The 12,194-nt window shown below is 45.1% G+C and carries 12 protein-coding genes; 2 read left to right on the forward strand and 10 right to left on the reverse strand.

What is annotated here, in order from left to right; translation table 11 throughout:
• Positions 1-291: 291 nt before the first annotated feature.
• The 5 genes from qatD to ABF87_RS07895 form a co-directional block, all read right to left on the reverse strand.
• The gene (qatD, locus tag ABF87_RS07875; RefSeq protein WP_160828592.1) at positions 292-1,047 is read right to left on the reverse strand and encodes a Qat anti-phage system TatD family nuclease QatD; all 756 of its coding nucleotides are present in this window, start codon (positions 1,045-1,047) and stop codon (positions 292-294) included.
• Positions 1,038-2,300 carry a Qat anti-phage system QueC-like protein QatC gene (gene qatC, locus ABF87_RS07880; protein WP_160828593.1) on the reverse strand — a complete coding sequence of 421 codons (1,263 nt, stop codon included), beginning with the start codon at positions 2,298-2,300 and terminating at the stop codon, positions 1,038-1,040. Before qatC ends, qatD begins: the two co-directional genes overlap by 10 nt.
• Positions 2,294-3,100 carry a hypothetical protein gene (locus tag ABF87_RS07885; protein ID WP_160828594.1) on the reverse strand — a complete coding sequence of 269 codons (807 nt, stop codon included), beginning with the start codon at positions 3,098-3,100 and terminating at the stop codon, positions 2,294-2,296. The genes qatC and ABF87_RS07885 overlap by 7 nt, the downstream gene beginning before the upstream one ends.
• The gene (locus ABF87_RS07890; protein ID WP_160828595.1) at positions 3,100-4,860 is read right to left on the reverse strand and encodes a P-loop NTPase fold protein; all 1,761 of its coding nucleotides are present in this window, start codon (positions 4,858-4,860) and stop codon (positions 3,100-3,102) included. The genes ABF87_RS07885 and ABF87_RS07890 overlap by 1 nt, the downstream gene beginning before the upstream one ends.
• Before the next feature lie 139 nt (positions 4,861-4,999).
• Positions 5,000-5,632 (reverse strand): recombinase family protein, encoded by a 633-nt coding sequence (locus ABF87_RS07895; RefSeq protein WP_160828596.1) that lies wholly within the window; start codon positions 5,630-5,632, stop codon positions 5,000-5,002.
• A 159-nt stretch (positions 5,633-5,791) separates the two neighbouring features.
• Between ABF87_RS07895 and ABF87_RS07900 the strand changes: the two genes are divergently transcribed.
• Positions 5,792-6,247, forward strand: a complete 456-nt coding sequence (locus ABF87_RS07900) for a hypothetical protein (RefSeq protein WP_160828597.1) — start codon at positions 5,792-5,794, stop codon at positions 6,245-6,247.
• A gap of 1 nt (position 6,248) precedes the next feature.
• Here the strand turns inward: ABF87_RS07900 and ABF87_RS07905 are convergent, their stop codons facing one another.
• The 5 genes from ABF87_RS07905 to ABF87_RS07920 all read right to left on the reverse strand — a co-directional run bounded on the left by ABF87_RS07905 (position 6,249) and on the right by ABF87_RS07920 (position 11,569).
• The gene (locus tag ABF87_RS07905; protein ID WP_160828598.1) at positions 6,249-7,007 is read right to left on the reverse strand and encodes a hypothetical protein; all 759 of its coding nucleotides are present in this window, start codon (positions 7,005-7,007) and stop codon (positions 6,249-6,251) included.
• A gap of 37 nt (positions 7,008-7,044) precedes the next feature.
• Positions 7,045-7,176: a hypothetical protein gene (locus ABF87_RS15275; protein WP_275689457.1), complete on the reverse strand. Its 132-nt coding sequence runs from the start codon at positions 7,174-7,176 to the stop codon at positions 7,045-7,047.
• A 247-nt stretch (positions 7,177-7,423) separates the two neighbouring features.
• Positions 7,424-9,511: an ankyrin repeat domain-containing protein gene (locus ABF87_RS07910; RefSeq protein ID WP_160828599.1), complete on the reverse strand. Its 2,088-nt coding sequence runs from the start codon at positions 9,509-9,511 to the stop codon at positions 7,424-7,426.
• A 6-nt stretch (positions 9,512-9,517) separates the two neighbouring features.
• Positions 9,518-11,155, reverse strand: a complete 1,638-nt coding sequence (locus ABF87_RS07915) for an ATP-binding protein (protein WP_160828600.1) — start codon at positions 11,153-11,155, stop codon at positions 9,518-9,520.
• A 93-nt stretch (positions 11,156-11,248) separates the two neighbouring features.
• On the reverse strand, positions 11,249-11,569 hold the full coding sequence (locus tag ABF87_RS07920) for a hypothetical protein (RefSeq protein ID WP_160828601.1): 321 nt from the start codon (positions 11,567-11,569) through the stop codon (positions 11,249-11,251).
• 309 nt (positions 11,570-11,878) lie between these two features.
• Here ABF87_RS07920 and ABF87_RS07925 point away from each other — a divergent pair, with 309 nt between their 5' ends.
• On the forward strand, positions 11,879-12,193 hold the full coding sequence (locus ABF87_RS07925; RefSeq protein ID WP_160828602.1) for a hypothetical protein: 315 nt from the start codon (positions 11,879-11,881) through the stop codon (positions 12,191-12,193).
• The last annotated feature ends 1 nt before the right edge of the window (position 12,194 follow it).

Here is a 12,194-nt window from a genome sequence, read left to right on the forward strand (position 1 = left end):
AAAAGGATTCTTCAGGGACGACAAGCTAGAGGGATGCAACGGGAGAGCGCAGCGTCTCCCTTGCCAAGCTGCGTTGGACGAAAAATGGAACATTTGTAGTACAACGCACAGCTTGCGCGTAGCGGGAGGAGGTGTAAGACGGAATTGACGAGGCGTCATACAAAAGTGATTGGGCGTATCTGTAGCTCAGTGAATATCTTTCAGAGAGTTTTGATGAATGTACTATGAGATTAAATATTCGCGATTGCATTCTAAATTTGTTCGCAATCAACGAATATGACTTTACCTACATTATAGAATTTCATCCCTTCCAGATAAAGATATCAAACGCTTGAAGTTCATTGAAAATATGTCTTCAATTTCAGCGGAAGAAATTGACAAGATGGTTTCGAGTTGTGAATTTACACCTATTGCATCCCAAGGGAATAATTTCTTTTGATTGATTTTCGCAAGCGGTCCGTCCGTTTCTGGTAGAACACGATCTAATGGTATTTTTTTTGCTACCTTACGACCTGTTTCTGATCTCAGCATGGCGGGACCAACCGAAAACCAACAGCCCATTTCAACTGCTCGAGAAATTTCTTTTTCTGTTCCTAAAAACCAATGTAGTATAGGTCGTCCAGCTAAGGGTTCGTATTCAATTATATCTAATAATGGTTTTACAGCACCACGACTGTGAAGTGATATCGTCTTACCGCCCGCTGCGGCACATAAGCTTAAGATAGTGGTAAGTATTGCTCCCTGACGATCAAGCGTATCTCTATGCTGCCGGGAACCATCTAAGCCAACTTCTCCGACATAAGCCGTAGATGGCAAAAGCTTTTCGAATAGAGAAAGTTCATTCTCCCTTGCCACAGCGATCTCGGGATGTAGACCCAAGGCTGTTCGGATTCGACTATTCGGAGGGGCCAGTGCCTTTGTGCCAAGAAATGCACTTGGAGTTGTTGTCACCGAGAGAACATAGATGCCGCGCCGTGTTGCTTCCTGAGCGACGCGATGCGGATCGGAGAATAAGTCTAGGTGACAGTGGAAGTCTATTAAAGCCATCTTACTCCATCGAGAAAACCAGCCAACTCTGCAAATCCTCTTTCCACGCCGTCCGTTATATTCTTTCTGCGAAAAATATCCATGGGGAGCGGCCCCGCCTTTCCGGCCCAGCGTGCGATATCCTCTGATGAAAGGCGTGCCACACGAGTGGTAGCCAGTCTGGCCGCGAGAACATCGTCATGTTGGGCGGAACCGGATAGATTCATAACCTTGTACTTTGTTCGATCTGTCAATCCAGCTGCTTGGAACGAGGCGCGCCGAATGAGACATGGTATACATCTGCCGCACTGCATATTAATTCGCTTTCCTTTTCCACACGAATAAGACTCGGCAGCGAGTGTCTCGATGTCGCTGCGACTGCTTCCAGCCAGCATCTCTCCCTTAGTCATTCCTTCGAATAGATTCGTAAGCGCAATGTCTAATCCTACTGCGCGCAACACTACTTCCAGCTCTTCAAGAAAGTAAGGATGCGTTGTTCGCGTGCTTAGGGAACCAAAGCGTCGTGCCGTAAAGGGAGGGTTTATCGCAATAAGCCCATTCTCAGGGATGAACAGTTCATTCAAACCATGTGAGGAAGCGGCGACAATCCCATATGCGAAGAATATTATGGATCGGCTACGAGTCGATCCCTCATAGGGAGGGTGCCATTTTTCGGTAACGCGACCATCAAACCGATAACTATCTAATTTCAAGGCATTTGCGAGATACTTCTGCGGTGAAATTTCCTTTGGTGAGCCTTGACTCACCAAAAAAGGATGTTTGCCATCATTAAGGAGTTTAATAGCCCCCAGAAGGCTATCAAGGCCACCAGAAAATAAGCAGATTGCATCGCGATCAGTCATTCGGGGAGAAAATGTGGGAGGCGAAATCCCGCCGCTACGCAAAGATAGCTGCCATATATCTCCTGTTAGGAATCGGAGAGTAGCAGCAAGTCTTTTTAAGTGCGGTATCCAAGGGACGGGGTTAGAAACCGCGACATCAAGTGCAATGACCCTGGTCCACCCATCTTCTGCGTTGGCTCTCAAAACGAATCGATCAGCTGCGAAAACAGCAAGTGCTATTGATAAAAAATCCCAAGCCTCCACTGATGGAGGTTGGGGAAGCTGTTTTACTACTGACTGAGATAAGTTGCTTCCCAGGCCCGGAAGCTGAGTTGTACCGGCGTGGTAAAGTGCAACACCGATGTTTCCCTTTCGCATTGCGGTCATGGCATCGGAATCGTTAGGGGTGGCAATAACGCGTGTCGCTACCATTTCGACATTTCCCCGAACACAGTTTCGACGATTGAATGAATTAGTCCTTCAACCTGAGTCTGGCTCAATGATGAACCCGCCTGCTGTAATGCTGGGGTTGCCTTCGCGTCTGTTACCTCGCAAACTAGGATCCGCAGATCGTTTTCACGGATTACTGCTTCCTGTGGTGATACGCTGCCTACTGATTGTCCCTGATCAGCGGAAATCGAGCTGAACACCATCTCGGCGATGAAAGCTCGTGTGGCAACTACTACAGCGTGATCATCTAATGCGGCCAAATCAAATTTGTCCAAACCATCAAGTGCTTCAACTAGCGCTTCACCGATGGATGCTCTCAAGATGTCCTCATCAATGATCCCTGGAGGGCAGAATGCATCGACGATCTCATTGATTGCATCTTGGACGGGCCGGCCGGTGAGGCTGGCGAGGTCAAATCCGTTTGACGCAACGGTGTTGCCAGCGACGGCATTCGAGAGGGCAGATATAACTCCTCCACCCACTTTCGACGCTCTCGCCATTCGTTGAGCGCCACCTGACCCACTGCCTGCTGATCCTCTTGAATAATGTCCAAGTGCTCGCCTCGCGTCGTCTCGATTTCCAGATCGCATGAATTGCTTTAGTGCCCGGCGAAAGTTGGCGTGCCGTCTTGGTGGGATGATCTCATCCGGTTGTTGCGTCTCATCTGCGGGAGGCAGTTGGGGTAGATTTGCTGCATCTGCAGGAGGTGGATCTGCTGCTGCCCAAGACGGAACCAAGGGACTTCCAGGTCTTGCCGACGGCTTGGATTGTGATGTTCCCATTATTTCTCTCCTTCTATTATCTTTGCATTTTCGAGCAGATATTTTGTCGCTTTGTGCATATTGGAGATGGTAAGCCCACCGACAAAAGTTTTTAGCTCTGCTTGGGCGTCGGTTGACGACTGAGCGAGAATAATTGCCCCGTGAATACCTGATGGGGATTTGGAGAAATCTTGCTCTCTTAGGTGAGCAACGATTTCTCCCATTACTACTCTTCTATCAGTTGGAGGCAAGTCTTCAGCAAGTTTTTTTCCTTGAGGTGAGTTGACACTGTTTACCAAAAGCAACGCAGCCAATGTGTTCATTGCCGTATCTGAGAGACTTGTTCTGGCGAAGGAAGGTGCCATGACATCGCGGCTAAGGAATGCAGCTGGCCGTAACGACTTGGCGTCTTCAAAAGCAGGTTCCATTTCGCGCCAGCTCGTGATGAATTCCTCATAACCTTTCCACTCGACAGGCAATTCGGGACGCTTATCCTTTAGCTTTGCGTCTGGACACAGCAACAAGCCGCCCTTGTCGTCCTCCATTACGAGGCGATACAGTGCGCTGGCGGCTTTGCCATCGGTGCTTCTTTCGAACACGGCTAATTTGGCCAAAGTTGCCAGGTCAACGTTCATTCCTCTGCTGCGTGCAAGTGATTGGCGAAGGGTGATCGCATTTAGCAAACGCTTCACGATACGAGGATTCCCGCCAATCGTCGGAGCGGTTGTCAAAATGGACGCAAGCCTATCGCATACTGAAAGTGAATCGAGGAGATCTGTCGGGCTCCCAGCAAGGCTGTTAATTTCAGCTTTTGAGAATGTTTTACCAGACCAGCTATTCTGAAGTGCATCAAGCAAGTACTTCTGTACATCCGCAAGTCTGCTAGGTGCATGTAGTTCGACGAACAAAGAATACATATATGCGCGAACATCCTCATTACTGACCTGAGGAACACGCATCGGCACCTGTATGACCTTATCCAAATAGTCGTTCACGTGTCGTGAATTTATGTCTTTGAAATGCTTGCTTACAGAATGCCGAACCATGTCCTCATCAGCTGCAATGACGAATGCAGTTCCTTGGATAAAGAGGAAAAGCCGAATTGCTTCCAAAGTGCCAATAGCGACATCAGGCAGGCAACGATCAAGGTTGTCTATGAAAAGTACAAGTGGACGTTCGAGTCCTTCAATAATCTCGCCGAACTCCTGCCGAAAGGCGTCGATTTCTTTTGGCGGAGTTCGCTCTTTTTTAGGGCCGACGAGTTCTGACCATGTCGCTCCAACGGTTTTTCGAGCGTCTTTGAGCGCTTCAGCATCATCTGCTCCGCCCGTGCCGGCAATAAGTGAAGTTATTGCGCCGCCTGCCTTAGTTAGAAGACCGGGGGGCACACCAAACGCCATGCCTATGCCAAAATCGGCGGCCATCCCGAGTGCTCGAAAGTAGTTTACACGTTCTGCGAAACCCTTAGCTTTCTGATATAGAGTGTCTTTCGCGGCAGTTTCATTCAATAGACGATCAGCAACCACTTCCATGAGTGCAGCTTTGGCGTCATCGAATCCCTGATAAAGCCATGCATCAAATTTGATTATGATGGGATCCAGACCGGATATAAGCAAGCGCTTCTCTGCGAGCGCCAAGACCGTAGATTTACCTGTCCCCCAAGTGCCGAACACACCAATAGATACAGGAAGCAGCTGTGGGCTGGTAGCCAGCGTTGCAATCTGATCTGCAAGCTCGGTGAAGTTCAGAAAATCCTGATCGCTTTCACTATCGCGCCACATATACTTCCTCCCCTATGAACAAATAATACCTAAATGTGCCGTCTTGCAAGATAGGTAATATAATTTTCGGAACTTGATAAATGATCCCATTTAGCCTTGCATGCGCATGCAAGTGTGATAACAGTAAGTTTCGTTCTGGTTATCTGGTGCTGGTCATCAATTTTTCCTTTATATGAGAAAATTGGGACAGAGCGCGGTAGATCGTACGCGGAGAAACGTTGAATTGACCTGCAATCTGTACGGGAGTCATATTAGGCTGATATTGTAGCAGGCTTTGCATACGGGCAATCTGGCAACGAGACAGCTTCTTCGGCCTGCCAAGATGCGCTCCGCGTTGCCGCGCGGCCTCCATTCCCGCCTTGGTACGCTCGCGAATGAGATTGCGTTCCAGCTCCGAAAACGCATGACGGATCTGGTACATGCATTTTCCCATTGGTGTGGTCGTATCGATGTCTTCGGTCAGGCACCGAAATTCAATCGCCCGATTTTCAAATTCCTCCAGAATGTTCAGCGCATTTTTAAGCGAGCGAAAGGCACGATCCATTTTCCACACCACCAGAACATCACCCGCCTGCAAATGGGATAGCGCTTTTTCAAAGCCAGGTCGCCGCTTGGCAGTGGCCGATACGCCACGGTCTTCAAAAATGGCGCTGCACCCGGCCAGCTTCAAAGCATTGATCTGAAGATCAAGATGCTGGTCTTCCGTCGAAACGCGGGCATAACCGATGATGCAGCCAAAATTTTTGATAGCGTGATTGTGCTCTTTGTACATTTCATTTCCTTAACGATAGACAAAAAGGAACCCTTTTGACTTATCCTCATAACCGCCTCCCGTCAATTCAAAATGGAACAATCGTGTCAAAAAGCCTGCAAGATCGGCTGCTTTTCGCTCAATAAAAAGATATGCAAATTGTGACAAAATGGTTCCCTTTTGTCACAGCGAAAGATATCGATAGGTCAAAGACTTATCGGTAAATGGGTGATGATTGGCATCCTGTTCGTAGGTGTTGGCAGCAATGCTGCGTCTGCGCAGGAAACGTTGTTATCAGCCAAGGAAGATTACATTACCTGCTGGAAACAGCCGTGTGTGCTTGTTGCCGGAAGTGAATGGTCTGAGAAGAATCCGAATGGCGTAGGGATTTCTGTGCGAATGGGAACCCAGTCGGGTGTAACGGACGATCAGATTAAAACTGTGCTGACCAGAGATTTCAAGAAGCATGGCATGACGAATATCAAGTTTTTCTTTGAGCAAAACGATGCGCCTGCCGCCGGTATTTCGTTTCATGTTCGAGGAGGAACGCAAGGATTATTTTTTATAGATAACGTGCGTGAAAAGGTTGCGGTCATTGCCAAACGAGCAGCTAATACGAACCCGGTATTCCAGTAGCTTACGACATAAACTTTAAAACGGCATCGGAAGGGCGTGTCTGTGAAAGCTCTTCATCATGCTGACTGTCCCAATCATCACGAACAGATGCTTTTGTATCCAAATTGTTAAAAAGACGATCTGCAAAAACCATTTCTTGGTTATCTCCACGCTGTTTCATTTCATCGAGGAGTTGTGACTTGCGCTGCGGGCTGGTATAGTCATCATCCAGTTCAGCAACAATCGCTTTGGCGCTGGTGAGGTGAAATTGTTTCTGCGCCCATTCTGCGTAGTCGCTATATTTCGGATCGTTTTTGTATTTGTCCTTGATCGTACCGTCCGGGTTGAGCATTTCGTCAATCAGGTGGCGTTCCAGCCGCTTGCGGTAGGCTTGAATACTTTCACCCACTTCTTGTTGCGGGATTGCATCCGCATCCAGAATCTTAAGCGCCAGTTTTTCACGCCACGCATCCCCGTCGCGTTTCTCGAATAAGGCGGTCAGTTTTTTGATATCGGCTTCCATCCGTTCGATGGATGCGCGGAGTTGCGCGGCTATCTCAACAAATTGAGAGGTCTGGCGCTCCTTGGTTTTACGTTCTTCTTCAGCTTGCCTGGATGAATTTCTGCTGGCGACAGAACCGCGCTCAATCATGCCTGTGACTGTACCTGAAAGCTGACCAACCAGCAGTTGGTTGTCTTTTTCGATAAATTCCATATGACGCAGACGATTGAAATCGTCGTCTGACAGACAGGTATCACAATCGAGAAAAACACTGGTCAATCCACCTGAAGTCCGCAGTTCTTCATCAGTCGACTTATTAACCATTGGCGGCTCCGTCGCAGAGCCATAAGGTCAGAGTGGCGCGGTATGCTACCGCATACCAAATATTCAGAATAACTACGTTATTCTGAATCACTGTCGATGAAATTCCAGGCACAATATTCCCCATTATCCCTGCTTCCCGGTTAATATCAAATTGTGCAAGGCACAACATTGCCTATAAAAATCGCCTTTTTACATTAACAGGAACGGGTTAATAAGTGGTTAATTGCGATCATAACCATTTTCTTTTGTATTCAATAGGGATTGAAAAAAAATAAAGAAATGTAGGACAAGTCGAAATCGAAAGATTGTGATATAAGTGTCTGATTGATAGTTTGCCTTAGAATATCAACTTAAAATGAAGAGTAAAAAATCTAATTTTCAACACCATACTCAATCAATAGTTCGATTATTGTTGTGTGTCCGTTCGCTCTAGCAATTGATAAAGCCGTTTGTCCTTCATTATAAAATACGTCAAATTTGATCTTTCGATCCAATAGCGATTTAACAACTTCAATATGGTTACGTAGACACGCCCAAATAAGTGCTGTTTGACCCTCGTTGTCAGCGATATGAATATTCGCTCCTTTATCAATCAATAACCTGATCGCTTCAGTGTGTCCGTTGTCGCTAGCCCAGATAAGCGCCGTACGATCCTCATTGTCGGCAAAATCAATATTTGCTCCCTCATCAAGCAAGATTCTGACCGCTTCAGTATGACCATTGCCACTGGCCCAGATAAGCGCTGTACGGTTCTCGATATCCGTAAATTCAATATTTGCTCCTTTCGCGATCAGGATTTTGACTGTTTCAGTATGACCGTTGCCACTGGCCCAGATAAGTGCTGTACAACCTATATTGTTTGCGGCATCAATATTTGCTCCTTTATCGAGTAGCAGTTTCACTACTTCAATGTAACCGTTGCCGCTGGCCAAAATAAGTGCCGTACAATCCTCGTCATCAGTAACATCTGTCTTTGCTTCTCTATTCAGAAGCAGTCTGACTACATCCATATGACCGTTGAGGCTGGACCAGGCAAGTGCCGTACTACCCCCATTATCGGTGGCATCAATATTTGCTCCTTTATCGAGCAAGATTCTAACTGTTTCATAATGACCGTAGCGGCTGGCGCTAATAAGTGCTGTATTACCCTCATTATCGATAAAATCAATCATTGCTCCCCTATCGAGCAAAATCCCTACTGCTTCAGTATGACCGTTGGCACTGGCCCAGATAAGTGCCGTACAATTATCCTTGTCGGCAAAATTAATCGCTGCTCCTTTGTCGAGTAAAATTCTCACTGTTGCAGCATGGCCATTGTCGCTAGCCCAGATAAGCGCTGTGCGACCCTTCTTATCGGTAGCATCTATCTCTGCTCCTTTTTCGAGCAACAGCTTAACAATTTCACAGTGACCATCTTCGCTGGCTAGTATTAGCGATGTTCGATCCCCTATAGCATCAACATCAATCTTTGCTGCCTTATCAAGCAACAACTTAACCATTTCTGTATGACCGCTGATTGAAGCAGACATAAGTGAGATTGGACTTGCTTCAGCGCTATTTTTAAGTAGTAATTTGAATATTTCCATGTTCCCACTAACAATAGCCCAAGTAAGTGCCGTAAGACTTTTTTTATCTGGGATTTCACTATTTGCTCCTCTCTCAAGAAGTAATCTGACCGCTTCAATGTGCCCGTTAACGCTAGCACAGAAAAGTGCCGTGCGACCATCTTTGTCAGTAGTATTAATATCTGCTCCTTTGTTGAGCAGCAATCTGATTAATTTAGTATGTCCTTTGCCACTAGCCCAGATTAGTGCCGTTAGACCTTTGTTATCAATGGCATGTAAGTTTGCTCCTACATTTAGTAAGTACTTTGCAGTTTTAATATCTCCCTTCATGCACGCAATCATGATCGAATTCATACCGTTGTCGAGCACTGCGTCCTTGTTGATTCCACCATAATTAATCAGTCCATATATAAATTTATTAAACCCATTAAAACTTGCGATGATGAGTAGCGTTTCTCCGCTAAATTCCTTTGATAAGTAAAAATAAAGCAATGAAAAGATTTCCTTAGAGATTAAGGCTGGGATTTTTATAAACTTGTGCATTAATTCGAAGTGAAGAATGTAGTAGTGTACAGATGCTGCATTAAAATCTTCGCCAATAATCTGATAAAAGACAACGGGATCGATTTTATTGAATAAAGAAACTATTTCTTCTTTTTCAGAGAACTGATCTTGTAATGCATCAACGATATCTAAAATCCCAGCGGTTACCGCCCACTCAATAGGCTTAGCTATTCCAAAATCTGATGGATTCATAAAATTGAAAAGCGTATGCCACAGCGCTCGCGTTTCTTTCAGACTCTGGTCATCGTTAAGTAAGTTCCGTGTTAAACGTTGGATGAAAGCAATAAATTCCGCGGCATCTTCTGTTTGCGTGGCTTCAACTCCCGCCATGAATACCTAGCGAAATTCAACTTGATATTTGGGGGAGTCTTCGAGAAATCGGAGAAATTTCAGAAAGAAACTTTCACCAAGGATATCGGGCTCAAAAGGTTTTAAAATTTCTGTATTGTTATCTGCAACAACTTTCTGACAAATTTCTTTCACTCCGTCAAAATGCTCAGGAGAGGGGGTGTAATTGCCCGCCGCCTCGATAAGATTACTATAGTGCATCCCTCGCCGTGCCGTCGCTACCGCAATAAAGTGTGATGCCCATCGCCCTATATCATCTCCACGTTTCCAAGGTAGACGATTATCGCCTGAAAGATAGTAATTGATCAGTTCACGGCGATTCCATATCTTGAAATCATTGCCTGACTTAATTATTGCATCACCTACGAGCGCTGCGAAAAGTGGGTGATATGCGCCTTGTGTTTCTTGAAGATATTTGTGAGCTATATCAACTTGATCACTTTTTTTATCAAACCCAGAACGATGTGCAATGACAGATTTGATGATTTCTTCTTGATCCTGTGTGTGTATAAGATCAAGCGGCTTTAAATCAAAAAAATATTTCTCATTACGGTTAAGGCTCGATCCATCGCCGGAAAATCCCCAGCGTTTGTCGCTGTGCAATGGTTCTGAAAATACATGATCGATAAGGAGTAGTCTTATTTTTGGTACATCAGATTCTAGGCGGTGATGCATTAATTTCTGAATCACTGCTTCAAAACCGTACATATAATCGATGATGAGCAATGTCGGTTTATCAGGTATCCAGTTCGACCATTTCTCAGGTTCGGTTCGATCCTCTTTATGCAGAAAGCGGCGATTCCAATCTTTCAGTGCAGCCGACTCATATGCCCATTGGGAAGCCAGTCGCGTTTTTCCAGCACCGGAAGGGCCTACAATGGCCCAAATTTTGAATTGACCGTCATCTTTGATAAATTTGTCGAGTGATTTACGCTCATCGTCTCGGCCTTCAAGAGGAAGCGCATCAAAGTTATAGGGATCAAGCCATTTTTCTCTATCATTAACACGATCAATCCCATGTCCACTTTCTGTGGTTGTTTGTTCAGATGGTTGCTCTTGATGATCCTGTGCAATGAGTTGCGCTGATTCTGATTCCAGTTGCCTTACCAGTTTAGGAGCTTCACGAAGAAAATCTTCTATGGTGCCCTTATATTCAGAATGTAATAAAAGCTGTATTTTTTTACTTTCACAATCTTTAAGGAATTCAGCCAGTAAATGGATAAGCTCTACATCTAAAAATTCGGCAGCAGTCTGAATTCCAATTTTTATTCGTCCAGATTTTATGTTTCTATTTCTTCCTAAACGAAAAACTTCAGCTAGCCCAGCGGCTCTTTTATTTAATTCATTTCGAAAATCTTGTCTGCGTTCTTTTTCCCTCGCTTCACTCACCGGTTTACGATGCTTCCCTTGACTTACCCAATCAATTAAAAAGCCATGGAGATGTATGAAATCAAGCCGTGAGTAGGATGGATCGATGGGGTGCTTAAGATCGGGAATATTTTTCCCATCCTTTTCTACCCAATCACGGATACCGCATTTTAAGATTTCTTCAAAAAGATCTCGGTATTTCTGAGCTTCGATAGATTCTGCTTTGTATTTATTAATTTCCTTTTTTTTGTTTTCCACACCTACTTTCCTAAATGATTTCGGATAGTAGTTTAAACAAAAAAACGGATGAACATACTTTTCATCTAATTTCTCCAGATTGGAAAAATAAAATTATTTGGGTTCACCTATATCAGGATTACCAGTGCCAGATGAATATTTCCCAGATTTATCAGCTTCAGCCAGCCTTTCACACAAGTTCATAAATTCATCAAAGCTTTCTTGTGAAGGAGATATTTCCATGAGTTTGAGCTTTAGCGCATCCTGCATGTGATTAGCGACTGGAATGTTACGGTCTTCAGCATGAAGGGCTACTGCGATTAATAATTTGGTACATATGTAATCCCAGTTTTGCGCATTAAATGTGATGGTGACTTTGTCATCCTTGACTTTGATCTTTAATGAGTCTGAGCCATGTGATCTTTTCCGTGTCACTGCTCATTTTCCCTTCCTATAGCGTTTCAGCCTGCCTTCAGGTTCTGCATTTCCATAGCATGAGACATTTCCTACACGCAAGAGATTTTATCAACATACTGATTATATATATTAATTTATCGAATCTGCACCGCGGCTAACCGGAATATTGCGTGTGCGCCGTACAAAAACGCGTACGTATCTACGAACATCTCGTACGCAAAATTCCCCCTAAAATTGAATTGTTTTTTGAAAATTTAATTCGGAAGCACGGCCATGAGTACCGGAAAGCCCACCAGTTTTTCAAGATTCTACATACGGGAGAAAAACATGAAAACCCCAGAAAATTTTAATCCTACGCCATCATCTATTGAAACGGCTATTCAGGAAATTAAAGAAAGCCTCGCGGATCTTTATCCGCCGGGCGATGCACAATACATCCAGCTTTATCAATCGCTTGCGTCTGAGCATCAGCAAGCTTTGCAAGCGAAACAGCAGGAAATAGACGATTTAACACGGCGTGTCATGACCAATGTTCACTTGATTCTATCTCTTGACTATCCGGACGATCATTCTTCCGTCATCTCAGCCTCAGCCCCGCCAACCATTCGCGCTTTGATCCAGCGCCACGATGGGGAGGAATAGC

The sequence above is a fragment of the Nitrosomonas sp. JL21 genome, assembly GCF_009833095.1.
GTDB lineage: Bacteria > Pseudomonadota > Gammaproteobacteria > Burkholderiales > Nitrosomonadaceae > Nitrosomonas.

Excerpts from the sequence above, each read along its gene's own strand:
- qatD (WP_160828592.1), bottom strand. The coding sequence starts at position 1,047 with ATGGCTTTAATAGACTTCCACTGTCACCTAGACTTATTCTCCGATCCG.
- qatC (WP_160828593.1), bottom strand. The coding sequence starts at position 2,300 with ATGGTAGCGACACGCGTTATTGCCACCCCTAACGATTCCGATGCCATG.
- ABF87_RS07885 (WP_160828594.1), bottom strand. The coding sequence starts at position 3,100 with ATGGGAACATCACAATCCAAGCCGTCGGCAAGACCTGGAAGTCCCTTG.
- ABF87_RS07890 (WP_160828595.1), bottom strand. The coding sequence starts at position 4,860 with ATGTGGCGCGATAGTGAAAGCGATCAGGATTTTCTGAACTTCACCGAG.
- ABF87_RS07895 (WP_160828596.1), bottom strand. The coding sequence starts at position 5,632 with ATGTACAAAGAGCACAATCACGCTATCAAAAATTTTGGCTGCATCATC.
- ABF87_RS15275 (WP_275689457.1), bottom strand. The coding sequence starts at position 7,176 with ATGGGGAATATTGTGCCTGGAATTTCATCGACAGTGATTCAGAATAAC.
- ABF87_RS07910 (WP_160828599.1), bottom strand. The coding sequence starts at position 9,511 with ATGGCGGGAGTTGAAGCCACGCAAACAGAAGATGCCGCGGAATTTATT.
- ABF87_RS07925 (WP_160828602.1), top strand. The coding sequence starts at position 11,879 with ATGAAAACCCCAGAAAATTTTAATCCTACGCCATCATCTATTGAAACG.